Origin of the sequence: Candidatus Pelagibacter sp. HIMB1495, assembly GCF_052047955.1 — a bacterium.
In the GTDB taxonomy this organism is placed as follows: Bacteria; Pseudomonadota; Alphaproteobacteria; order Pelagibacterales; family Pelagibacteraceae; genus Pelagibacter.
Window position 1 is genome coordinate 409061 of sequence record NZ_JBNAIQ010000001.1, and the last position, 24164, is coordinate 433224.

Below are 24164 nucleotides of genomic sequence, written 5' to 3' on the forward strand. Positions count from 1 at the left end.
AATCCTTGAAGAATAAGCTTCTATTTTCAGTTTTTGTTTATTTTATAATTTTAGTTTTGTTGTCATTAGGCTTTTGGCAATTGTATAGATTGAGTTGGAAATTAGATCTAATCAATCAAATTGAAAATTCTTTAAAGATTGATCCAGTTGAACTTCAAAATGTAGAAAAAAAAAATTATTTAAGAATAAAAACATCAGGACAAATTGATTTTGAAAAACAAATTTATCTCTATAATCTTAACAAAACTGGTAAGCCTGGATTTGAGGTTATTAACCCAATTAAAATAGGAAATGAAGATTATTTAATTAACAGAGGCTGGATAACTTTTGACCAAAAAAACAAACCTGAGATTAATGTTGTTGATCAAAAAAATATTATTGGTACTTTAATGCTTCAATCAAAATCAAGCTCATTCAAACCCAAGAATGAAATAGATAAAAATTATTGGTTTACACTAGATCGAGAAGATATTTTGAAATTTACAGGAAAAAACTTTTCAAAATATATTATTTATTTAAACGGCAACTACGAAAACCCAAGACCAAGAGTGATCACTGCTAAAATTTCAAATAACCACAAAAAGTATGCAATTACTTGGTTTTCGATGGCGATTTCAATTCTTTTAATATATTTATACTTTAGAAAAAAAAATTATTAATGAGATACGTCAGCACTAGAAATACTTCAAAAACATATGAATTTAAGGATGTTTTTATCAAAGGTCTTGCTGATGATGGGGGATTGTTTATTCCTAGCTCACTTCCAAACTATAGTGAAAAAGAAATTCAAGAATTGAGGTCACTAAATTATTCAGACTTAGCAAAAAAAATTATTTTTCCTTTTATAGGAAATTTTATGGATAAAGATGAATTGTCTAAAATAATTGATAAATCTTATTCTGTTTTTAGGAGAGAAAATGTAATTGATTTCATAAAAATAGGAGATCGATCAGTCTTAGAGTTATTTCACGGCCCAACACTTGCCTTTAAGGATGTTGCTATGCAACTTCTTGGAAATTTTTATGAATTTTATTTAAGCAAGCAAAAAGAAAAAATTAATATTGTAGTTGCCACATCTGGAGATACAGGGGCAGCAGCTATAGATGCAATAAAAGGAAAAGAAAATTTAAATATTTTTGTACTACATCCTGATAATCGAGTTTCTTCTGTTCAGCGAAAAATCATGACTACTGGAAAACATGAAAATGTATTTAATATCGCTATTAAAGGAAATTTTGATGACTGCCAAAACTTAGTTAAATCAATGTTTTCTGACACAAAATTTTCTCAAGATATTAATATGTCAGGTGTAAATTCAATCAACTGGGCAAGAATTATTGCTCAATGTGTTTATTACTTTTACAGCTATTATCTCATTGAAGATCACACTAAACCCACTAATTTTTCTGTTCCCACAGGGAATTTTGGAGATGTATACGCAGGTTATTTAGCCAAAAAAATGGGTTTGCCCATTAATAAATTGATTGTTGCAACAAATCAAAATGACATTCTCCATAGAGCTATTTCAAACGGTAATTACGAGGCTGAAACTGTTTCCGAAACTATTTCTCCTAGTATGGATATACAGATTGCAAGTAACTTTGAGAGACTTATTTTTGATTTGAATGATAAGAATTCAGAACAAACATCAAAAGACATGATGAAAATTAAAGAAGAAGGAAAATATTCAATTGATAAAGAAAAGTTAAATTTAATTAATCAAGATTTCTTATCAGTAAGAATGAGTGAGACAGAAACACTTGATATTATTAAGTCTGTTTATCAAGAATTTAATATTGTTTTAGACCCTCATACTGCAATTGGTTATGGAGCTTTTGATAAACACAATCTCAATGGTAATAATATTGTGCTATCAACAGCACATCCATGTAAGTTTCCTGATGCAATTCAAAGTGCTATAAATATTAAAGCTGAGTTACCAAATGAACTTCAATTTATATTAAATGAGAAAGAAAATTATGATATTCTTGAAAATGATATTGAAAAAGTAAAAGAACATATTAAAGATAGATCCAAATGAAAATAAAAGAAAACGATAGCCTACCAAATTCAGAAATTTTTGTTCTTCAAGATGGAGAGCCTGTAAAAAAAAATATAGAAGATTTTTTTAAAGACAAAAAAGTTGTAATATTTGGACTACCTGGGGCATATACTTCTGTATGTTCTGCTAAACATTTGCCAGGATATATTAAGATGCATGATCAATATAAAGAAAAAGGTATTGATCATATAATTTGTGTTTCAGTAAATGATCCCTTTGTGATGAATGCTTGGGGTAAACAAAATGATGTAGGTGAAAAAATTGTTATGATGGGTGACCCATTTCTTAATTTCACAAAAGAAATTGGTGCAGATGTTGATAAAAGTGGCAGAGGTTTAGGAATTAGATCTAATAGATACACGATGTTTGTTGATAACATGAAAGTTATTAAACTTCAGGAAGAAGCAGATACAGGATCTTGTGAAATCTCAGCAGCAGAAAATTTCTTTAAATTAATATAGACTTGCAGCTTTTTTAGCTAATAAATCAACTTCTTCATTTAGTGGATTTCCAGCATGAGCTTTAACCCAGTTCCACTTAATTTTAGAATTATTATTCAAATCATGCAATTGAACCCATAAATCTTTATTTTTAACATCCTCTTTATTAGATGTTTTCCAATTATTTTTAATCCAATTGTGGATCCAATCAGTAATTCCATTTTTAACATATTTAGAATCTGTGTAGATTTCTATCAAATCTTCAGAATTTACTTCTTTTAATGCATTGATTGTCGCCATTAATTCCATTCTATTATTTGTTGTATCTTTTTCACTTCCACTTATTTTTTTCACTTCATTATCATTACATATTATTGCTGCCCATCCACCATTTCCTGGATTTTTTAAACATGAGCCATCAGTATAAATTTTAATCATTAAATCAAATAATCTTTAAAACTATTCAAATTGTTGTGGGTAATAAGTTTTTGATAATATTCGTTTGGATCCTTAATTTTGATTAATGCTGTTTTTGGAGTATTTGTATAATCATATAGTCTAGTTAGCAGATATCTAAGAGCAGCACCTCTACACAAAATATTTAAATTGTTTTTTTCATTTGATTTAATTTTCTTAACACTGTTGTAGCCCTTGATTAATTTATCAACTTTCTTCTTATTAATTACAAATTTTTTATTTTTTTCATCAAAACACAGTGCATTAATACAGATTGCTATTTCATACATATAGTAATCGTTAGCAGCAAAGTAAAAGTCTATAATTCCTGACAGCTTATTTTTATTAAAAAAAATATTATCTACGAATAAATCACCATGTATAATCCCAGAAGGAAGTTTTTTTGGCCAATTTTTTTTAATATCATTAAAATTATTAAATAAAAATTTTTTCAAATTTGATCCTTTATTTGATTTAAATTTAATACTCTGGAGTAAAGGTTTTAAATATTTTACACCCATTGAATTTTTTCTAGTAAATTTTATCTTCTTAGTAACCATATGCATTTTAGCTATTGCTTTTCCAATAGCATAGCAGTCACTTTCGTTAACTTTCTTTTTATCTTTTCCACTTAAGAAAGTGACAATACAGGCTGTTTTATTTTTTAGTTTAATTAAATAATTTTTGTCTTTAGTTTTAAGTGGTCTTGGGCAATTAATTTTTGAATCATTTAATTGATCCATTAATTTCATAAAAAAAGGTATCTCTTTTGGAAGAACTCTCTTCTCAAAAATTGTGAGAATAAACTTTTTATTTTTGGATTTTAAAATGTAATTTGTATTTTCAATTCCTTTAGTAATTCCCTGGAAACTTAAAATTTTTTCAATATTAAACTTGTTGTTTATTATATTGATATCACTCTGATTTATTTTTGTATATACAGCCATTTAATTTAATTTGTTAGGAACTTTAAAGACTACATTTTCTTTTATAATTTCTACTTCTTCAACATTTATAGAAAATTTTTTTTTTAATTCATTAATAAAATCTTTTACAAGAATTTCGGGTGCTGATGCTCCTGATGATATACCAATAGTATTTGAATTCTGTATTTGATCAAAAGGAATTTCACTTTCAGAATGAAAAAGTTGTGAATTTTGACAACCTGATTTTTTGGCTACTTCAACAAGTCTAACTGAATTTGAAGAGTTTCTACTACCTATTACAAAAAACATATCACACTTTTTTGCAATATTTTTTACTGCCATTTGTCTATTAGTTGTTGCATAACAAATATCCTCTTTTGCTGGCTCTTTAATGTTTGTATATTTATCTTTCAAAATTTTTATTATTTCTTTAGTGTCATCAACAGATAGTGTTGTTTGAGTTATATAAGCCAATTTTTCTCTAGGATTGGTTTTATACTCCATTGCTTCAGCTTCATTTTGAACCAAATCAATAGATCCTTTGGGTAATTGGCCCATAGTGCCTATTACTTCTGGATGGTTCTCATGACCTATCAAAATAATATGATAACCAGCTTTATTTAAGTTTTCCGCTTCTCTATGAACTTTAGAAACTAGTGGACAAGTAGCATCTACATAAGTCATTTTATAATTTTCAGCATCTTCTGGTATTTTTTTTGGAACACCGTGCGCAGAAAAAATAACAGGTCTAGATTTGTCATTAATTTCCTCTAATTCTTCAACAAAGATAGCACCTTTATTTTTTAAATTATCAACAACATGCTTGTTATGAACGATCTCGTGTCTAACATAAACTGGCGATCCATATTTTTGAATAGATTTTTCTACAATCTCTATAGCTCTCTCAACACCAGCACAAAAACCTCTTGGAGCAGAAAGTAAAATTTTAATTTGTTTGTTTTTCATTTTTCTCTAAAAAATATTCCAGCAATATATGTGGAAAGGTTAAAGACGCCAAACCAATAAAAATTAGTTTTAAGATTGCATCATCTATATAATTAACGTCATTTAATAAAAATAATACAATTATTGAAATAAAAATTGTTAAAAGAGTAAGTGGTAAAGCCTTCAAAATAAATAATTTTAGTCCATTTTGAAGATTGTTTTCATCAAGGTCTATCGCAAGTGAAATAGAGTGCCTCACAGAATGTAAAAAACAAAAATAGATTGTAAAAGCTGTTAAAGGAGTAAAGTAGTAATTTAAAATTATAATTGAGAAATAATCAAAAAAAATAGTGAATTTTTTTAATTCAAACTTATCAATAAATAAAAATATACTTGATAATGAACTCAAAATAATTGATACCTCGATTATCTTTTTTTCTTCTAAAAATTCTAAGAATAAATAAAAATTTTCATTAACAACAAGTAATGATTTGAATATTTTCACAGTCTCATCAAAATGAAAAAAAAGCGGGGCAAGAATTATGAGCGATCCTTTTAAAAGGTATAATAATTGAATTAAGTACGATTTTTTATTTATTAAAAATTGTGTATCTTCTTTACCAAAATGAAATGCTGCCACTATAAGAAAAACTAACAGTGTGGTTGCAGGAAAGAGTGACCAAATAATAATGACGCAAACTGCTATAAAAATATAAAAGATATAGAAAATATATATTCTTTCAAAATTAAATAATTTAAGAAGTTTTTTACCTTTAATATTATCTAATGCACCGTGTGAAACTCCAATAGTTAAAATTAAAAATAAGCAAATTGATGATGAAATATCTAAATAATTTAATCTAAACATCACGATAGAAAATAGATTAATTAGCAAAAAAAATATAAATGAATGATTAAGGTTAATTTTTTTAATTAATTGATTAGTCATTTAAAATAATTCTTTTAAAAATTTCCATTTAGGCATTTTTAAAATTATTTCTAAATCTTCAAAAAAATTACTTTTATTAGATAAGAAATTAATAGCAGTCTTAGGTGAACTATTGAACATTTTAAAGAAAATTTCCCCCATATCTGAAGAGTTATTTCTTAAAACTTTCAAAAAAATATTGTCCAAAAAATCATATTTTTTTTTAATTTTAAACAATTTAGCTTTAGAAATATTATCAATGTTTTCTGCTATATATTTGCTGTGTTCCTGAATATTTAAAAAAGTATAACCCGTGCTTAATCTTGTCATATCACCAGCTGATCCAATATATATTTCATTTAATTTTTTTAGATTTTTATTTCTAAATAAAGGTATAGAGCCTTCTTCTTTAAAATTGATTTTATAATTTCTGATATTTAAATGGTTTTTTAAGTATTGATCTATTTGATTTTCATAATCTTTTATATTTTCATTACTTAAATTTGATATCCAGGTAGTTTCCACAAGTGCACTTTTTTTTGAAAAAGGTAAAGTGTAAAAAAAATGAACCTCATTTTTTTGATCACATGCAAAATCCATTAAGTTAAATATTTGGTCATCAAAAAAATCTTTTTCAGTTTCAATTTCTACACCACAAAAATGTTGCCACAAATTATTTGGCTTATTTTCAAAATTTGGAACACTGTTAAAAATTATTGAATTTGATAATTCAATATCATTAATATTCTTAAAAAATTTTATATTTTCATTTAATTTAAGTTTTGAAAGAATTTTGTCATAAAATTTTCCAGTATCTATAGATTGGTAAGGTGTTAGTTTACAATCAATAAACTTTGTATCATTAGGAATGTTTATAGAAAAATTATCCCAACTTTTTTTTACACAATCATCAAAATTATGTGGAAATACTTTCCAAAATGACCAAGTTTTGTCTCTTTTATATTCGTCCCTAGGCTCAATTATAGCCAAAGATTTATTTTTTAATTTATCAGAAATTTCAAGCTCATAAGACAAAGACAAACCTGCACAACCACCACCGATAATTATGTAATCAAAATCTTTCATTTAAATTTATCTCTTCATTAATTAATGAATGATCATGTTCAATGTTATTATCATTTTTATTTGTAAATGTTAAAATTATTAAATCAAAAATTGATAAAAAAGTTTCAATAATTTTTTCAATTTTTGTTACATAAATTTTTCCAGAATTTTTATAATTTTCTAAATTATTTTTATCAATTATTTTGTGCCCAATTTTTCTGTAGACTCGTCTTGCAACTAAAATAGAGAATCTGAAACTTAAAGGTATTGTTTTAATTGAGTAAAAAGAATTTTCATAAAATTTTTCAGATAAAGAAATGGTAGATTTGATATCGTTGAAATTTTCATTGATATAAATTCTTTTATTATTTTTATCTTCAATTACGTCTCTTGAAATATTGGTAAGCTGCATTGCTATTCCAAGATCGATAGCTGATTTCAAGGAATTTATCTTATTAACTTTTAAAATTTTTGCCATCATTAAACCAACTGTACCTGCTACTCTATAAGAGTAAATTAATAATTCTTTTTTTGATTTTAATTCCACTCTTTCTTTAATATCTGAATTAATCCCATCAAATAAATCATTAATTACTTTTGTTGAAATATTAAATTCATCTATAAGTTCCCAAATATTTTTAATAACAATGTTTTGAAAGTTTTTATTTGAAAAATCTTTCTTAAAGTTTTCAAATTTAATTATTTTGTCTTCTAATTTTCCTGGATCATCTGCAATATTATCTGCCTCTCTACAAAAATCATAAAGCGCAGAACATTTATCATAAGTTTTTTTTGGTAAAAAAAAACCAGCCCAATTAAATGATTTTGCATATGTTGCTAAATAATTTTTAGTTAACATTCTAGATCAATTTATCTAATACTTTTGCTGATGAAAGTACTCCTGGTACTCCTGCCCCTGGGTGAGTTCCGGCACCAACAAAATATAGACCATCATAAATCTCTGATTTATTATGAAATCTAAAATAAGCTGATTGAGTGAATTTAGGCTGAATTGAAAAACCTGATCCATATTTTGTATTTAGTTCTTTCTCAAAATAATCAGGTGTAAGATAAAAGTCTGATACAATATTATCTCTAAGATTTGGCATTAAATCATTTTCCATTTTATCAACCACAAGATTTTTCATTTTTTCACCTTCTATTTGCCAATCTATATTTGATTGATTATTTGGAACTGGCACCAATACATAAAAACAATCACTACCCTCAGGAGCCATGCTTTTATCTGTTGCAGAAGGTCTATGGAGATAATAGCTAATATCGTTATTTAATTTTTTATAATTAAAAATATCATCAAGATGTTCTTTATATTTGTTCCCAAATTTAATTGTATGATGCTCAACGTTTCCATAGACTCTTTTGGTTCCAAAATAATAAACAAATAAACCCATTGAGTAATCCATCCTCTTTTGTTTCCAATCAAACAGCATTGAATTTTTTAAGTTTTTACTAGTCATCTTTTCGTAAAAAGCAGGAGGGTCGGCATTACAAATAACATTATCAGCTTCGATAATCTCTTCATTGTCAACTACAACACCAGTAATTTTATTATTCTTAGTAATAATTTCTTTTACCTCAGTATTTTTTATTATTTCGATTTCTATTTCCTCCATTAACTTTTCAAATCCATTAATTATGTTTCCTGTACCACCTATTGAATAATGAATTCCCCATTTTTTTTCTAAATAAAGAATTAGCCCATAAATTGAGGTAGTTGTGAACGGATTACCACCAACCAAAAGTGGATGCATACTAAGCATCCTTCTTAATTTTTCATTTTTTACATAAGACGATACTAATGAGTAAACTGATTTATAACTCTTAAGTTTTAATAATGCTGGCAGCTGTTTCATCATAAAAAAGGGTCTATCAAATGGAACATCTGCAAGTTCTAAAAATCCTTTCTCAAAAATTTTTTTGGTAAAATTTACTAAATCTTCATACCCCTTAACATCTTCTTGATTTAAATTTTCAATTTGTTTTTTCATTTCTATTTCATCACCTGAGTAATTAAATTTAGTTTGGTCCTCAAACACAAATTGATACCAAATTTTAAGTGGGGTTAGTTTTATGTAGTCCTCAGGATTTTTATCAAACAAACTGAATAGTTCGTTAATTAAATATGGAGCTGTTATTACTGTTGGCCCAGCATCATAGGTAAAACCATCTTTTTTGAAAACTCTAGCTCTTCCACCTAGATCTGAATGTTTTTCTATTAATTTTACTTTATGTCCTTTGGCTCTTAGTCTTATTGCTGCAGCAATACCACCAAATCCAGATCCAATAACTATAGAATTCATTGCTGTAATTTATAGTTTTTTCAGGAAATTGTAACCGTATTATGAGTTTATTTTTTTTAGCTGTTCTTTAGTTTCTTCTAAATTTTTTTGAAATACAGCATCCAGTTTAGATTTATCAACTGATGTGGTTATGATTTTTTTTACTGAGTCCACCGCTATTTTGATTGAAGCATCTTTTATTTCTTTCAATGCAGCCTCTTTCATTTGGCTAATTTTGTTTTCAGCCAAACTTTTTTTAATTTCTGATGATTTATGAAATTTATCATTTAAATCTATTATTAATTTATCCGACTCTTTTTTTGCATTTTCCAAAATTTCATTACTTACTGAAGTAGCGGTATCTAATTTTTTTTGAGCATTATCGAGTAAAGTTTTTGCTTCTGTTCTCAATTTTTCACTTTCATCTATCTCATTTTTGATATCAGAAATCATACCGTCAAGCATTTGAGAAACTTTTTGTGGAATTTTAAAGTAAACTAAAACCCCGATGAAGATTACAAATGATATTGCTACCCAGAAAGTTGCATCAATTGCCATAGTATTTATCTCCATTTCTTCTAGATAGATCGTCAACAATTGCTGATATGCTGCTATTATTTACTTCAGCACCAATAAGTTTCTGAAGTAACTCAGATGACGTTTCTATAGCAATTTTATTTATTTTATCAGGCGCATTATCTCTTAAATCTTTGATTTCTTTTTCTGCTTTAGCTATTTCGTCATCTATTTGTTTATCGAGGACGTCTCTTTTAGCATTTATATCTTTAACTGCTTTTTCTCTTGCTTGATTAAACATAGCATTAGCATCAGTTTTGCTTTTTAAAATTATTTGATCATATTCTTTAAGTTTGGTCTCACTATCTTCTCTTTGTTTTTCAGCTGCCTCAATGTTTTCTAGAATTTGAGATTTTCTAGTCTCTAAGTTGTTACTAATTTTTGGAAGAATTAATTTAGATAAAACCAAATACATTATCCCAAAAGTAAGTACCAACCAGAAAATCTGAGAAACCCAAAACTCTGGATTTAATTGAGGCATACCTCCACTTTCAGCGGCAAAAGCTTCTTTAATAAAAAAGAAGCTTAAAAATATTAGATGAAGATATATTTTTTTGACCATTAACTTAAAATGCAAATAAAATAATCAATGCAACAACCAATCCAAATAATCCTGTTGCTTCTGCAAGTGCAAAACCTAAAAGTAGGTTAGGAAATTGTTTCTGAGCTGCTGATGGGTTTCTCATAGCACCTGATAAATAATTTCCAAAAATTATTCCAATACCAACACCGGCACCAGCTAAAGCTATTGCTGCTAAACCTGCTCCGATCATTTTTGCTGCTTCTAATTCCATTATATCCTCCTCTGTTATTAATGGTGTAAATTTAATGCATCATTTAAATAGATGCAGGTTAAAATTGCAAAAACATATGCTTGAAGAAAAGCAACTAATATCTCCAAACCAGTTAATGCAACCGAAAAACTTAGTGGAAGCCATCCACCAACTATTCCAAGACTAATTACAAAGCCTCCGAAAACTTTCATCATTGTATGACCAGCCATCATATTTGCAAATAATCTAACTGATAGACTTATTGGTCTACTTAAGTAAGAAATAATTTCAATAACTACTATTAAAGGAAGTAATACCGCTGGTACTCCACTTGGTACAAACAATTTTAAATATCCAAAACCATGTTTAATAAATCCAATTACTGTTACGCCAATAAAGATAAATGCAGCAAGAACAAATGTAACGATAATATGACTAGTTACAGTGAATGTGTACGGTATCATTCCAAACATGTTGCAAAATAAAACAAACATGAACAATGAAAAAATAAATGCAAAATATGGTTTTGCTTTAGAACCAGCTGTATCACTAATCATTTTAGCAACAAAGGTGTAGCTAAGTTCCGCTAATAATTGAATTTTATTTGGTAAGATTGAATTTTTCTTAGATCCTAAATTAAAAATTAATAAAATAGAAACTGTACTTATAATCATAAACAAACTTGCGTTTGTAAAAGATATATCAAATGCTCCAACTTTTATTTCAGGTCCAATTCTATAAACATCGAATTGGGACATCGGGTTTGCTGCCATAGTACTAACTTATTTTTGCATCTTTTTTGCTGATCTGATCACGTTTGTTATTCCAGCGATCACCCCAACAAAAAAAAATATTAATATAAACCAGGGTTTAGTACCAAAGGTCTTGTCAAAAATAAACCCAATAATTGTCCCGACGGCCACTGCAGAAACAAGTTCTGTGCTCAATTTGAATGCAGTTCCAATAGGCGAGGGATTATCCTTCTTGTTATAAAGATTTTTCTTAGAAATCTTGCTTTTTGCAATCTCTAAGCGAGTTTTAAAAGGGTCTTTTGCCATTTATTTTGGTTAAGCAACCATACTTTCTGCTTTTTGAAGGTCTACAGCTACCAGTTGGCTTATCCCTTTTTGTGGCATAGTTACTCCATATAGCCTGTTCATTTTAGACATTGTTAAGGCGTGATGAGTAACAATTATAAATTTAGTGTTAGTAATTTTAATTAACTCCTCTAGCAAGCTACAAAATCTTGTAACGTTAGCATCATCAAGAGGAGCATCCACTTCATCTAAAACACAAATTGGAGAAGGGTTAGTTAAAAATACTGCAAATATTAAAGATAGGGCAGTTAGTGCTTGTTCACCACCTGATAATAAAGTTATAGATTGAAGCCTTTTTCCTGGTGGACTGACCAACATTTCTAAACCAGCTTCTAATGGATCATCAGAGTCTACTAATTCAAGCTTGGCATTTCCTCCATTAAAAAGTTTTGTATAAACCTCATTAAATTTTCTGTTAACTTTTTCAAATGCCTCAACAAGTCTTTCCCTTCCTTTTTGATTTAGCTCATCAATACTATCTTTAAGTTTAACAATTGCGGTAACTAGGTCACTACGATCTTGTTCCATTTTTTTTATTTCTTCTTCATACTTACTAGTTTCCTCATCTGCTTTTAAATTTACAGAACCTAATTGATCTCTTTGTTGTTTTTTTTTATCTAATGCATCTTCTTGATCAACATGATTTGGAAGTTCTTCAACTCCAAATAAATTTGAATTTTCTAAAATATTTTCTTCTGTTAAGTTTAATTCTGTATTAACCCTGTCAAGCAAATCATTTTTTCTTTTTTGTAAACCTTCTATGGTTGCACCTGAGCTAGCTTTTCGCTCTCTAATTTGAATTGATTGCTCTTGTATTTCATTTAGTTGAGCTCTTAAAGTTTCAATTTTTTTATCAGTTTCTTCTATAATTTTTTCGTTCTCTATTTTTTCTTCATCAGAAATTCTTAAATTTTCTGAAATTTGACCTTTTCTTTCTGCTTGTACTCTTGGCTGATTTTCTAAATCATTTAATTGTTTAGATAATTTATTTTTTCTTTCAGTTAATTCATTTACCATTTTTTCTGAATTGGATAAAAGATTTTTCCAGCTTTCTATTTCAGTCTCTATTGTTTTTATTCTTTCATTTCTTTTTACTGATTCATTCTTTATTGACTGATTTTTACTATATGCATCAGCATATTTTTCTTGAAGTATTTTTATATTTTGAGATTTCTCATTTACACTTAATAGCTCTGTTCTTGATTTTTCATTTTTTAAATCATTAATAAAATTATCTAATTCCATATTACATCTATCGAGTAATGTAACTGCTTGATTTATCTCATTACTATCAATTAATTCTTTTGCTCTAGTAATTGAATTTTTTACATTCTTTATAGGACCAATGCTTATTTTAATTGTATCGTCAGCTAAATTATTAACAACTTCGTCAACTTCTTTTTGCTCTCTTTCAAGTTCATTTTTTGCATTTTCTAGATCTTCGTTTGATAACTTTTCAGTTTCAAAATATTTTGAATCTACTTCAATTAAGTCTGACTTTTCTTCTTTTAATCTTTTTTCATTAGAGTTAGCATCAATAATAATTCCATTTTCTCTAGTTATGTCTTCGTCTAAAGTCTTTATTGATTTCTTAATTGTTTCAATTTCATCTTGAATTCTAGTATTTTCCTCATCTAGGTTATGTAGTTCCAAATTAAGTCTCTGTATTCTTGATAAATTCTCAATATTTTTTTCTCTAAGAGGAGCAACTTTATCAGTAGAAGTTTTTATTAAGTTTTCAAGTTCAGATATTTGATTGTTGAAATTCTCAACTTCACCTCCTGCCTCTGTATTAATTTCATTTTCTATTCTTATTTCCTTATCGATATCCAGTAATCTTAGATAATATAGACCAGCCTCTATTTTTTTTATTTCTTCTGAAATTAATTTGTATTTTGTAGCTTCCTCAGCTTGTTTTTGAAGATTTGCCAGTTGTTTTTCTTGTTGCCTTCGTAATTCATCAGCTCTTTTTAAATTATTTTCAGCCGCGCCGAGTCTAAGTTCAGCTTCATGTCTTCTTACATGTAAACCAGAAATTCCAGCTGCCTCCTCAAGTATTGCTCTTCTGTCAGTAGGTTTTGCTGTCACTAAAGCTCCAATTCTTCCTTGGCTAATCATAGAAGGGGAATGTGCGCCCGTTGAAAGATCTGCAAAAAACATTTGAGCATCTCTTGCTCTTACCTCTTTGTCATTAATATAAAATTTAGAACCCTTATCTTTTTCAATTTTTCGTCTAACTTGAATGTTTTCTAATTCACGATACTGAATAGGACCTTCTTTTTCTTTGTTCTCTACTTCTATCGAAACTTCAGCAATATTTTTTGATGCTTTATTGGATGTGCCTGAAAAAATTACATCTTCCATTCCTGAACCTCTCATACTTTTTGCAGAGGTCTCTCCCATTACCCATCTCAAAGATTCAACTATGTTAGACTTTCCACAGCCGTTAGGACCAACTATTCCAGTAAGGCCTTCCTCTATTAAGAAATTTGTTTTTTCAGCAAATGATTTAAATCCATTTAATTGGATTTTTTTAAACTCCATGCACTAACTTATATCATTTTTTCTAGTGCTTTTTTCAAATTTTTATAATTAAGTTTTTTTTCGAATTTTTCGTTGTTTATTATTATCGTAGGGGTTGCGTTTACTTTGAAATTTTTTGCACCCTCTATTCGGTCATTTAACACAAAATCCTCAATATTTTTGTTATTCACACAAGATTCAAAATCGATGGAGAAACCTTCATTTTTTAAAAATATTTGAAGATTTTTATTTGCTTCTTCGATAGAGCTTCCTTTAACCCATTTTTGTTGGTTAGCATATAAACTTTCCAAAATATCAGCATTACCATCATTTTTACATTGAGCAATTTTTGAAGCGTTGAAAGCGGCAATATCTAAAGGAAAATGTCTAAATTCTATTTTAGCAATCCCTGTGTCCAGATATTCTTTTTTAAGTTCTGGATAAACGTTTTTATGAAAATTTGCACAATGGCTACAAGTTAGTGACTCAAACGCAATTATAGTTATTTTTGCGTCTTTATTTCCAACGATAATTCTTTTTACTTCTTCCGCATTTAAATTTGAAAAGCTTCCCAAAACAATTATGGCAATTAAAATAATTTTTCTCATTTTTCTTTATAAACTTTTGTTAATTCTGTTAATGATTTTTTAATCTTTTCGTTTTTAACATCTTTGATTTTATCTCGATATTTACTAATTGCCACATTATTAGATTTAATTTCATTCAAACTGCTAGTTTTTTGTTCGTCATCAAAGCTAATAAATTTGAGCTTTTCAACAACATCGTAGCCAAAAAAATTATTCATTTTATCTAAAATGTTTTTTTTTGAATATTCTACATCTACTTCATGGCCCCTTTTAACCATTACAACTAAAGTACTCACGCCAAATCGATTTGAGTTTTTGAATGTTTTTGGGAAACAGACTTTAAACAATTCATTCCCGACTAAATATTTCCAATTACTGAGTGTTTCTGAATATATATGACCTTTTTTATTAATAATTTTTTTTAGATTTTTTGGCAAAGTGTCTTTGAAAGATCTTAATCCTTGAATGCTAGTATTTCTCTGCTTAGTATTATTTTTAAATTGCATATGAAAGATCTAATAATAACAAATAAAATTCTCAATTGGTACGATATAAATAAGAGATCTTTACCTTGGAGAAATAAGGTTTCACAAGAAAAGAAACAATACTTTACATTGGTTAGCGAGTTTATGTTGCAACAAACTCAGGTTGCTACTGTGATACCTTATTTTAATAGATTTATTAAAAATATTCCTAATATTGAAAAGTTATCAAAATATAATGATAGAAAATTAACCAAACTTTGGGAAGGTCTTGGATATTATTCAAGAGTAAGAAATTTAAAAAAAACTGCTCAAATAATTGTTAAAAAATTCAATAAAAAAATACCTAGAGATTTTTATGAATTAAAATCATTACCAGGTATTGGCGATTATACAGCGAGTGCAATTTCAGCAATCGCATTTAACAAACCAATAATTCCTTTGGATGGAAACATTGAAAGAGTATTAAAAAGATATCTGTATTTAAAGAAACAAAGTCAAATTAAAAAAGAATTCTTACAAGATCAAAAAAAAATTTTTGGGACATCGACAAAAAGATCAAGCGATTATGCGCAAGCTTTGATGGAACTGGGTGCATTAATTTGTAAACCTACAAACCCTAATTGTAATAAATGTCCACTATCTAATAATTGCAAAGCATTTAAAAATAAAAATTTTGATTTAGTGAAATTAAAGAAAATTAACAAGGAAACATATTATAAATTGAATGTTTATAAAAAAAATAATCAATATTTATTAATCAAAAATAATAAATTTAATTTTTTAAAAAATTTAAATATTTTTCCAATGGATCAATTAAATAATCCTAAAAATTTTGATAAAGATTTAAATTTTAAAATATCTAATATGAATATGAATATTAAAATTGAATATAAAAAGAAGCATAACTTTGACAAAAATATTAATTGGATAAATCCTGCAAAGCTTGAAAATTATGTACTTCCAACATTTACCAAAAAGATAATAAAATTTTTAGAAAATCAAAAATGAAAAAAATAGCAATTATTGGCGCAGGTATTTCCGGTCTGTTTACAGCTAACTTATTTAAAGGAAATAAAGATTATCAAGTCACAATTTATGAAAAAAAAACCTCATTAGAAATAGGGGAAGGTTATGGCATTCAATTATCTGTTAATAGCGTAAATTTATTAAACAAATTAGGCTTCTCTTCCTTGTCAGACAAAGAGAAATTTAATCCAAAAAAAATTGACTTTTATCAAATTAAAAATTCAAAGAAAATTTGTGATTTAAATATTTCAGAATTTAATTCTGATGATTGTAAGTATACAACATTGAAAAGATCAAAATTACTTGAGTTCCTGATAAATCGACTGGATAAAAATACAATCCAGTTTAACTGCAGTTTAGACAACATAGAATACAGTAATGATTTAATAAATTTAACTTTTGATAAAGAAAAAATAACTTGTGATCATTTAGTTATTTCAGATGGTGTATTTTCAAAAGGAAAGTCATTAATTTCAAATAATAATTCAGAACCAATTTACAATAACACTATCGCTGTTAGAGCCAGTGTATCCAAAGAAAGTCTTGATAATATAAACGAGGAGAATGTTTCTTTATTTTTAGGATCAGATTTTCATTATGTATTATATCCACTTAATAATGATAAAAATTTTAATTTTATTGGGATATTGAAGAATAAGTTAAATTCTGATCAGCAAAAAAACCACAATCTTTGTAATGAAAGTACATTTATTGAGAGCATTAAAGAAAAATTATCCGAAAAAATTTCATCAAAAGTATTTCAGAGCCTTGAAGATATAAAATTGTTTCCAGTGTTTGTAAGTAAAAATCCATTTATTCCTCCAAAAAATATTTATTTAGTTGGAGATGCTTTTTTTGCATTCTCTCCTTCTTTTGCTCAGGGAGCATCACAATCAATAGAAGGAGCTAATCAATTACATGAAGTTATAATTAACCAAAAAAATGATTTTTATAAATCTAGATTAGAGAGAGTAAAAATGATTAATAGAAGATCTGATTTTAATCAATTTGCTTTTCATTTATCAAATCCGATTATGATCTTTTTTAGAAATATTTTTTTAAAGCTTTTGACAAAAAATAAAAAATTTCTGCAAAGTTATTTAGGTAAAATTTATAAAGATTAATTTTTAGAAATTAATCTTTGTCTTAAGTAATCAATTGGGTAGGTTCGTCCATTAATATCACAATGCCAAAATGTCCAACCATTACAACTTTCAGCTCCCAAAATAGTAGCTGCAACTTTATGAATAGAGCCTTCCGCTTGGTTGTGCTTGATACTACCATCAGCCATTATTCTTGCTGTTATTTTTTTCTTATTATCAAAAATATTCGTTCCAGGCTTAATTATTCCAAGCTCTACCAACGATCCAAATGGAATCCTTGGTTTTGATCTATTATTTTTAAGTGTATCTAATAAATCATCTTCAATTGGTTTGGTAGCCTTTAAACGTTCCTCAGCAGCTTTAAAATAATTCTTTTCTTTTTCTATACCAAAATAATTTCTCCCTAGTTTTTTTGCAACTGCAGCAGAAGTTCCAGAACCTAAAAAAGGATCAAGAACTAGATCATTTTTATTTGATGTAGCTAGTAAAATTCTATGTAAAAGTGATTCTGGTTTTTGAGTAGAGTGAATTTTTTTTCCATTTTTTTTAAGTCGTTCAGAACCACTACAAATAGGAAGACTCCAATTAGATCTCATCTGAAGATCATCATTTAAACATTTCAAAGACTGATAATTGAATGTATATTTTGATTTTTCACTCTTCGAAGCCCAAATTAAAGTCTCATGAGCATTTGTAAATCTTGTGCCTCTAAAGTTAGGCATTGGATTATTTTTATTCCAGATGACATCATTTAGTATCCAGAAACCTAAATTTTGTATTGCAGTTCCTACTCTAAAAATATTATGATAACTACCTATAACCCAAATAGCCCCATCTTTTTTCAAAATCCTTTTGCATTCATTAAGCCATTCATACGTGAATTCATCGTATTTTTTAAAATTTTCAAATTGATCCCACTTGTCGTTTACGGCGCTGACTTTAGATCTATCTGGTCTAGTCAATTCACCTTTCAATTGTAAATTATATGGAGGGTCAGCAAAAATTAAATCAAAAGTTTCACGTGGAATTTTTTTTAATTCTTCGAGACTGTCTCCGTTAATTATTTTATTTTTAAAATCAGATTTCATTTGTAAAAATTAATTAGACTCCAAATGGATTCTTCGGTCAACCTGTGATTGAAAAAATTGGATTCGATTTGTGTATCGAATTTTAATGATAACTAGATGTAGTATTAAGTTAATCTAGATATAGGAGAGAAAGTTTTTCTATGATGTTTGGTTATGCCTAGTTTCTTTAATGCTTGTAAATGTTGTTTGGTTCCATATCCAAAATTTTTATCCCAATGATAACCTTTGTTTTTTTTTGATAGAGTAGCAACTAATCGATCTCTTGATACCTTTGCTATTATAGAGGCTGCAGAAATTGAGGGAATTTTTTTATCACCTTTTATAATCGATTTTAATTTATAATTTTTTAATTGTGGAATTTTGTTTCCATCTATTAATACAAGAGTTGGTTTTTTTGTTAATTTTAATATAGCTCTCTTCATAGCCAGTAAACTTGCATTTAGTATATTGAGTTTTTCAATCTCACTAACAGAAGCTTTGCCTAACGACCAAATTGAATTTTTTTTAATATAATTAAAAAGGTATTCTCTCTTTTTTTTACTCAACACTTTTGAGTCTTTTAAAATTTTTGGATCCACAGATTTTTTTAGAATGACAGCAGCAGCATAAACAGGACCTATTAAACTACCTCTGCCGACCTCATCAACACCAGCTATTAATTTCATTAAATTGTTAATTTTAACTCTTTAACTTTTTCTCTTATTTTTTTTAAATCTTCCCATGAATATTTTTTATTATCTGGATATCTAATTAAATAAGAAGGGTTAAAAGTTATCATTAAAGGATAAGTATTATTATTTAAAATTATTTCCTTCCATTTACCTCTTTCTGAAGATATTTTTTCATTAATTCCAGTAACAGCTTCCATAGCTGTACTACCCATTAAAATTATAATTTTGGGATCAATAATAGATATATGTTCTTTTAAAAAGTTTGAGTAACGTTTAATTTCTTGTGAAGTTGGTTTTCTATCCTCTGGTGGTCTAAAATTTATTGCATAACTTGTATAAATATTTTCTCTTTTAATATTTATTGCTATTAACATTTTGTCTAAAAGCTCTCCACTTTCTCCTTTAAAAGGGTTTCCAACTTTGTCTTCAATTTCACCTGGAGCTTCTCCGATTAACATTATAGGACTATCAATATTTCCTTCTCCTAGAACAATATTTTTGGAATTATTTCTTAGTTTGCAATTTTCAATTGAATTTAATTGTTTCTTTAGATTTTCTAATAAATCTTGTTTATTTCTTTGATTGATATCACTTTCTTTTTTGACCTCAGAAAACCTATTAATAGGTTTTTTATCGAATACAAAATTGGCTTCTATTGTATTTATTAATTCTTCGTTTAATTTGTCGTTTTGATTTATCAATTTTTTCACCTTACAAGGATTAAATGATATCTAAAATATTTAAAATCATATTATTATTAGTGTTATCCTATCAGACACCCGTTTATTCTAAAAGTACAAGTTTTAATGATTTCAACTCAAGAGATTTATCTAATTATTTTTCTGGTATTGTAGCTTATGAAAATAGAGATAATTCAGAAGCTTTAAAATATTTCAATTTAAGTAAAGTTTTACTAAATAGCCATGACAATTATTTAAAAAGATACGTTAATTCTCTTGTATTGGAAAACAAAGTAGCTCAAGCAATTAATGTTATAAAAAATAACTCAAAAAAAAGTAATTCTGATTTTTTTGATGCATATGTTTTATTAATAATTGATCGTTTGAAAAAAAATGATTTTGATAAAGCTGATATTTACTTAGATCAAAGTTTGAGATTTCAGGAAGAAAATAGAATTAATCTAGTAATTTTTGAGACTTTAAAGCAGTACATTTACACTTTTAAAAATAAAAAACTTTTACCTAATAAGAAAAATTTTGGAAACTTATCATTAATAGCTGAGGCGTTTCAAAGATGTCATTATAATGATCAAAGAACCAGCTCTTTCTTTTTAAATTTAATTAATAATCAACAAGGTGATTATTCAAGATATATATTTTTTTATATAAATTATCTAATTCAGAATAAGGAGTTTGATCAGGCAAAGTCAGTAATTGATCAAATTGATTATATTGGCTCAACACTTTTGTTAACTCAAACCAAAAGCTGGATAGATAATAATAAGTTTAAAAGTTTTGAAAAAATTTTCTCATGTGGAAACCATAATGATATAATTAGTGAATTTTTATTCTTGATATCAAATCTTTATTCATCACAAGATAATTTTGAAAAATCAAATTTTTATTTAAATTTATCAATATACTTAAATCCTAAATTTGAATTTAATTTATCACTCGTTGCAGAAAATTTCTTTGCAGATGGTGAATACAACAAGGTAAAAAAAATAGTAAGAAAATTTAAAGAGACTGATGAGTTTTATTATTGGTTTAGAGTTAAAAAAGAAGCGCAAATAATAGTGAAAGAACAAAATTATGAAAAAGGCACAAGCCATATCGAGTCTAAATTTAAAAATATTGAAAAACCTAATCCAAAGATGATTTTTGATTTAGCGAATTTTTATAAAAACTCTAAAAATTATGAACTTGCAATCGATTATTATTCAAGATTAATCTCCTCACTAGAGGATACTTCTGTAATTAAATCGGATATTTTATATAGAAGAGGTGGGAGTTACGAAAGATTAGGTAATTATGAGAAGTCAGATGAAGATTTACTTCATGCATTAAGAATAAGACCTAATGATGCATACGTCCTAAATTATCTTGCTTATTCTTGGTTAGAACGTGATTACAAAATAGATGAAGCGATGGAAATGTTAAAAATAGCATATGATTTAAAAAGTAATGATCCCTATATTATTGACTCAATTGGTTGGGCATATTTCTTGATAGATGAATATGAAGAGGCAGAAAAATATTTAAAAAGAGCTGTAGAATTAATGCCTGATGACCCAATAGTAAATGATCATTATGGAGATATATTGTGGAAGCTAGATCAAAAAATTCAGGCAAGATATTTTTGGAATAGTGTGTTGAGCTTTGATGATACTGAAGATGATATGAGAGAAAATATAAACAAAAAATTGATTACTGGCTTAAAATCTATTCAATGAAATTAAATTTAAAGTCTCATGCTAAAATCAATTTAGCTCTCAATGTAACAGGAAAAAATAAATCATTACACAAAATTGAAAGTATCATTAGTTTCATTGATTTGTATGATGTTATTTCAATAAAAAAAATAAGAGATGAAAAACATAATATTTCTTTTCAAGGGAAATTTGCGAAAGGTATTGGAAAAAAAAATACTGTTCAAAAACTCTTTAAAATATTAGGTCGAGAAAAGTTATTACTAAATCAAAAATTTAGAGTTTCTATAACAAAGAATATTCCTCAAAAAGCAGGACTTGGTGGCGGTTCTATAAATGCTGCAAGTATTTTAAATTTTTTAAATAAAAAAAAGGTAATTAAAATTAGTGAAAAGAAAATTTTGGAGGTTTGCTCTGAAATAGGGTCTGATGTTATTTTAGGTATAAACCCGTCTAGCTCAGTTTTACTTTCAAACAATAAAATTAAAAAATTTTTTAATTGTCCGACTCTAAATATGCTTTTAATAAAGCCTAATTTTGGTTGTGCGACAAAAAAAATTTATTCTAACGTTAAAAATTTTACAAAACCAAAATTTAATAATCCAAAAAAAATTATGTTTGGTTATAAATTTTTAAAAAATCAAACTAATACTTTAGAAGATGTTGCAATTTCAAAATACCCACAAATAAAAAAGATTAAGTTATTTTTAGAAAAGACTAATAATCCTGAGTTTGTAAGAATGACTGGGTCTGGATCTACAGTTATTGCATACTATAAATCAGTCAAAGACTGTAATTCAGCAAAAGTTCAATTTAAGAGGAAATTTAAAAATTGTTGGTTGTATGTATCAAAAACTATATAAATTTATTTTTTTTGTGTTATAGGATCTATAATATTGGGGCGTAGCCAAGCGGTAAGGCACGGGTTTTTGGTACCTGCATCCTAGGTTCGAATCCTAGCGCCCCAGCCATATATATGGATAAATTTTTAGATAAAATTTTTTTTAGGTCCAAAAATCTTAATTATATAAGTAAAAATATAAAAAACTTATCCCAGAACACTCCTGCAAAAAAAATTTTTGAAGCAATTAACAATTATTCTGAAAATAGTGAATTAAGATTTGTTGGAGGATGTATTAGAAAAATTATAAATCGAGAAGAAGTAGATGACATTGATTTAGCAACTAACATTACACCAGATGAAGTTTGTGATGCACTAAATAAACATCAAATTAAATTTTTTGAGACAGGTAAAGAACACGGCACGATAACTGCAGTAATAAATGAAAAAAACTATGAAATTACTTCACTTAGAAAAGACGTTGCTACAGACGGAAGACATGCAAAAGTTGAATTTACTTCTGATTGGAAAGAAGATTCAAAAAGAAGAGATTTTACAATTAATGCTATTTACTCTGATAGTTCAGGAAATTTATTTGATCCACAAAATGGTAAGCTAGATTTAAATAAAGGTATTTTAAAATTTATTGGAGATCCAGAAAAAAGAATTCAAGAGGATTATTTAAGAATATTAAGATATTTCCGTTTTCATATCAATTACTCAACTGAAAATCATAAAACAGAGATAATTAAAATATTTAAAAAAAATATCAAAGGTATTTCGAACTTATCTGCTGAAAGATTATTAGATGAACTTAAAAAGACAGTTAAATCAAAAAATTTTCTCAAATTATTTGAAGATCAACAAAGTTTAGAAATATTAGAAATAGTATTTCCACAATTTAAAAATATTAATCATTTTAAGAAGCTAAATTCATTCAGTTCTAAAGCTATCAGTAGCTTTGACTTTATTTTTATAATTGCATTACTGATTATTGATGAAACAGACAATACTGATTATTTTATTTACAAATTTAAAATCTCAAAAAAAGATCAAAAGAGGCTCAAATTAATTCATTATTTTTTCAAAGAAAATGTGAATATTAAAAGTTTTACAGAAAAAAACTTTAATAAAATATTTTACTATAATGGCAGACAAACCGTGATTGATATAATTAATTTTAAATTGTTCTTTTCAAGTAAGGTGGAGAATAAATTATTAAAATTACTTAAAATTTATGAAAATAAAACATTGCCTGAATTAAAAATTGGAGCAAATATTTTAATGTCTAAGTATAAAATTCCTGAGGGTAAAATTTTAGGTAATAAATTAAAACTTATTGAAGAGACCTGGGTTCAAAATGGATTTCAAATTTCAGATAAACAAGTTGAAAAAATTGTAAAAAGTTAAATATATTTAACGTCTTTAATTTCAAAATTCTTTGTGCCAGAAGGGGTGTTTATTTCCACAAGATCACTTTTATTTTTACCTATTAATCCTTTTCCAATTGGTGACTGAAAGAAAATTAATTTTTGTTTTAAGTCAGCCTCATCTTTTCCAACAATTTTATAATTTATTTTTTCTCCACTATCTAAGTCTTCTAAATATACAGTTGATCCAAAAATTACTTTGCCCTCATTATTTAATTTAGTTACATCAATTACATTAGCTCTAGCTATTATGTCGTTTATTTCAGTAATTCTACCTTCATTGTGAGATTGTTCTTCCTTTGCAGCATGATATTCGGCATTTTCTTTGAGATCTCCATGCGATCTTGCTTCAGCAATTGCAGCAACTATTTCAGGTCTTTTCTTTTCTTTTAAAAAAATGAGTTCTTCCTCTAATTTTTTTAGACCATTTGAAGTTATAGGTTCTTTTTCCAT

The 24164-nt window shown here is 27.1% G+C and carries 27 protein-coding genes and 1 tRNA gene; 9 read left to right on the top strand and 19 right to left on the bottom strand.

Annotated elements, in window-relative coordinates; all coding sequences use genetic code 11:
- Window positions 1–5 precede the first annotated feature (5 nt).
- From ACTTAW_RS02170 to ACTTAW_RS02180, 3 genes are read left to right on the top strand one after another with little or no spacing between them, the layout of a single operon-like run.
- The gene (locus ACTTAW_RS02170; RefSeq protein ID WP_440650940.1) at window positions 6–659 is read left to right on the top strand and encodes an SURF1 family protein; all 654 of its coding nucleotides are present in this window, start codon (window positions 6–8) and stop codon (window positions 657–659) included.
- Window positions 659–2041, top strand: coding sequence for a threonine synthase (thrC, locus tag ACTTAW_RS02175; protein ID WP_440650941.1), 1383 nt, complete (start codon window positions 659–661; stop codon window positions 2039–2041). Before ACTTAW_RS02170 ends, thrC begins: the two co-directional genes overlap by 1 nt.
- The gene (locus ACTTAW_RS02180; RefSeq protein WP_440650942.1) at window positions 2038–2523 is read left to right on the top strand and encodes a peroxiredoxin; all 486 of its coding nucleotides are present in this window, start codon (window positions 2038–2040) and stop codon (window positions 2521–2523) included. The genes thrC and ACTTAW_RS02180 overlap by 4 nt, the downstream gene beginning before the upstream one ends.
- On the opposite strand, the gene rnhA is transcribed toward ACTTAW_RS02180, so the two are convergent.
- Genes rnhA through ACTTAW_RS02255 form a run of 15 tightly spaced genes read right to left on the bottom strand, consistent with a single transcriptional unit; the run spans window position 2515 to window position 15184 of the window.
- Complete coding sequence (rnhA, locus tag ACTTAW_RS02185; RefSeq protein ID WP_440650943.1) at window positions 2515–2940, bottom strand: ribonuclease HI; 426 nt, start codon at window positions 2938–2940, stop codon at window positions 2515–2517. The genes ACTTAW_RS02180 and rnhA overlap by 9 nt on opposite strands.
- Window positions 2940–3905 (bottom strand): homoserine kinase, encoded by a 966-nt coding sequence (locus tag ACTTAW_RS02190; protein ID WP_440633003.1) that lies wholly within the window; start codon window positions 3903–3905, stop codon window positions 2940–2942. The genes rnhA and ACTTAW_RS02190 overlap by 1 nt, the downstream gene beginning before the upstream one ends.
- Complete coding sequence (ispH, locus tag ACTTAW_RS02195) at window positions 3906–4850, bottom strand: 4-hydroxy-3-methylbut-2-enyl diphosphate reductase (RefSeq protein WP_440650944.1); 945 nt, start codon at window positions 4848–4850, stop codon at window positions 3906–3908.
- The gene (locus ACTTAW_RS02200) at window positions 4831–5778 is read right to left on the bottom strand and encodes a Brp/Blh family beta-carotene 15,15'-dioxygenase (protein ID WP_440650945.1); all 948 of its coding nucleotides are present in this window, start codon (window positions 5776–5778) and stop codon (window positions 4831–4833) included. The genes ispH and ACTTAW_RS02200 overlap by 20 nt, the downstream gene beginning before the upstream one ends.
- A complete protein-coding gene (locus tag ACTTAW_RS02205) occupies window positions 5779–6843 on the bottom strand; it encodes a lycopene cyclase family protein (protein WP_440650946.1) in 1065 nt (354 codons plus the stop codon). It lies immediately after the preceding gene.
- A complete protein-coding gene (locus tag ACTTAW_RS02210; protein ID WP_440650947.1) occupies window positions 6830–7681 on the bottom strand; it encodes a phytoene/squalene synthase family protein in 852 nt (283 codons plus the stop codon). Before ACTTAW_RS02210 ends, ACTTAW_RS02205 begins: the two co-directional genes overlap by 14 nt.
- Before the next feature lies 1 nt (window position 7682).
- Window positions 7683–9143 (bottom strand): phytoene desaturase family protein, encoded by a 1461-nt coding sequence (gene crtI, locus ACTTAW_RS02215; protein ID WP_440650948.1) that lies wholly within the window; start codon window positions 9141–9143, stop codon window positions 7683–7685.
- A gap of 39 nt (window positions 9144–9182) precedes the next feature.
- Window positions 9183–9695, bottom strand: a complete 513-nt coding sequence (locus tag ACTTAW_RS02220) for a F0F1 ATP synthase subunit B family protein (RefSeq protein WP_428080956.1) — start codon at window positions 9693–9695, stop codon at window positions 9183–9185.
- On the bottom strand, window positions 9670–10260 hold the full coding sequence (locus ACTTAW_RS02225) for a F0F1 ATP synthase subunit B family protein (RefSeq protein WP_440650949.1): 591 nt from the start codon (window positions 10258–10260) through the stop codon (window positions 9670–9672). The genes ACTTAW_RS02220 and ACTTAW_RS02225 overlap by 26 nt, the downstream gene beginning before the upstream one ends.
- Window positions 10261–10264: 4 nt before the next feature.
- On the bottom strand, window positions 10265–10492 hold the full coding sequence (locus tag ACTTAW_RS02230) for a F0F1 ATP synthase subunit C (protein ID WP_006997791.1): 228 nt from the start codon (window positions 10490–10492) through the stop codon (window positions 10265–10267).
- A gap of 17 nt (window positions 10493–10509) precedes the next feature.
- The gene (locus ACTTAW_RS02235) at window positions 10510–11244 is read right to left on the bottom strand and encodes a F0F1 ATP synthase subunit A (protein WP_075506408.1); all 735 of its coding nucleotides are present in this window, start codon (window positions 11242–11244) and stop codon (window positions 10510–10512) included.
- Window positions 11245–11253: 9 nt separating this feature from the next.
- On the bottom strand, window positions 11254–11529 hold the full coding sequence (locus ACTTAW_RS02240) for an AtpZ/AtpI family protein (protein ID WP_075506407.1): 276 nt from the start codon (window positions 11527–11529) through the stop codon (window positions 11254–11256).
- Window positions 11530–11538: 9 nt separating this feature from the next.
- A complete protein-coding gene (locus ACTTAW_RS02245) occupies window positions 11539–14112 on the bottom strand; it encodes a chromosome segregation SMC family protein (RefSeq protein ID WP_440650950.1) in 2574 nt (857 codons plus the stop codon).
- A gap of 8 nt (window positions 14113–14120) precedes the next feature.
- On the bottom strand, window positions 14121–14699 hold the full coding sequence (locus ACTTAW_RS02250) for a thioredoxin domain-containing protein (RefSeq protein WP_440650951.1): 579 nt from the start codon (window positions 14697–14699) through the stop codon (window positions 14121–14123).
- Window positions 14696–15184 (bottom strand): DUF721 domain-containing protein, encoded by a 489-nt coding sequence (locus ACTTAW_RS02255; RefSeq protein WP_075506404.1) that lies wholly within the window; start codon window positions 15182–15184, stop codon window positions 14696–14698. The genes ACTTAW_RS02250 and ACTTAW_RS02255 overlap by 4 nt, the downstream gene beginning before the upstream one ends.
- On the opposite strand from ACTTAW_RS02255, the gene ACTTAW_RS02260 reads away from it, so the two are divergent.
- Together ACTTAW_RS02260 and ACTTAW_RS02265 are read left to right on the top strand one after the other, a co-directional pair.
- Window positions 15185–16171 (top strand): A/G-specific adenine glycosylase, encoded by a 987-nt coding sequence (locus ACTTAW_RS02260; protein WP_440650952.1) that lies wholly within the window; start codon window positions 15185–15187, stop codon window positions 16169–16171.
- The gene (locus tag ACTTAW_RS02265) at window positions 16168–17313 is read left to right on the top strand and encodes a salicylate 1-monooxygenase (protein ID WP_440650953.1); all 1146 of its coding nucleotides are present in this window, start codon (window positions 16168–16170) and stop codon (window positions 17311–17313) included. The genes ACTTAW_RS02260 and ACTTAW_RS02265 overlap by 4 nt, the downstream gene beginning before the upstream one ends.
- Here ACTTAW_RS02265 and ACTTAW_RS02270 read toward each other — a convergent pair.
- From ACTTAW_RS02270 to ACTTAW_RS02280, 3 genes are all read right to left on the bottom strand, one after another.
- On the bottom strand, window positions 17310–18380 hold the full coding sequence (locus tag ACTTAW_RS02270) for a site-specific DNA-methyltransferase (RefSeq protein WP_075506402.1): 1071 nt from the start codon (window positions 18378–18380) through the stop codon (window positions 17310–17312). The genes ACTTAW_RS02265 and ACTTAW_RS02270 overlap by 4 nt on opposite strands.
- 104 nt (window positions 18381–18484) lie before the next feature.
- Window positions 18485–19045 (bottom strand): ribonuclease HII, encoded by a 561-nt coding sequence (locus ACTTAW_RS02275; RefSeq protein ID WP_440650954.1) that lies wholly within the window; start codon window positions 19043–19045, stop codon window positions 18485–18487.
- A complete protein-coding gene (locus ACTTAW_RS02280) occupies window positions 19045–19761 on the bottom strand; it encodes a uracil-DNA glycosylase (protein ID WP_440650955.1) in 717 nt (238 codons plus the stop codon). Before ACTTAW_RS02280 ends, ACTTAW_RS02275 begins: the two co-directional genes overlap by 1 nt.
- A 50-nt stretch (window positions 19762–19811) precedes the next feature.
- On the opposite strand from ACTTAW_RS02280, the gene ACTTAW_RS02285 reads away from it, so the two are divergent.
- The 4 genes from ACTTAW_RS02285 (at window position 19812) to ACTTAW_RS02300 (ending at window position 23691) form a co-directional block, all read left to right on the top strand.
- Window positions 19812–21464 carry a tetratricopeptide repeat protein gene (locus tag ACTTAW_RS02285; RefSeq protein ID WP_440650956.1) on the top strand — a complete coding sequence of 551 codons (1653 nt, stop codon included), beginning with the start codon at window positions 19812–19814 and terminating at the stop codon, window positions 21462–21464.
- Window positions 21461–22303, top strand: coding sequence for a 4-(cytidine 5'-diphospho)-2-C-methyl-D-erythritol kinase (locus ACTTAW_RS02290; protein WP_440650957.1), 843 nt, complete (start codon window positions 21461–21463; stop codon window positions 22301–22303). The genes ACTTAW_RS02285 and ACTTAW_RS02290 overlap by 4 nt, the downstream gene beginning before the upstream one ends.
- 34 nt (window positions 22304–22337) lie before the next feature.
- Window positions 22338–22411: transfer RNA gene (locus tag ACTTAW_RS02295), tRNA-Gln, on the top strand.
- A 5-nt stretch (window positions 22412–22416) separates the two neighbouring features.
- Window positions 22417–23691, top strand: coding sequence for a CCA tRNA nucleotidyltransferase (locus ACTTAW_RS02300; protein WP_440650958.1), 1275 nt, complete (start codon window positions 22417–22419; stop codon window positions 23689–23691).
- On the opposite strand, the gene greA is transcribed toward ACTTAW_RS02300, so the two are convergent.
- Window positions 23688–24164 carry a transcription elongation factor GreA gene (greA, locus tag ACTTAW_RS02305; RefSeq protein ID WP_440633748.1) on the bottom strand — a complete coding sequence of 159 codons (477 nt, stop codon included), beginning with the start codon at window positions 24162–24164 and terminating at the stop codon, window positions 23688–23690. The genes ACTTAW_RS02300 and greA overlap by 4 nt on opposite strands.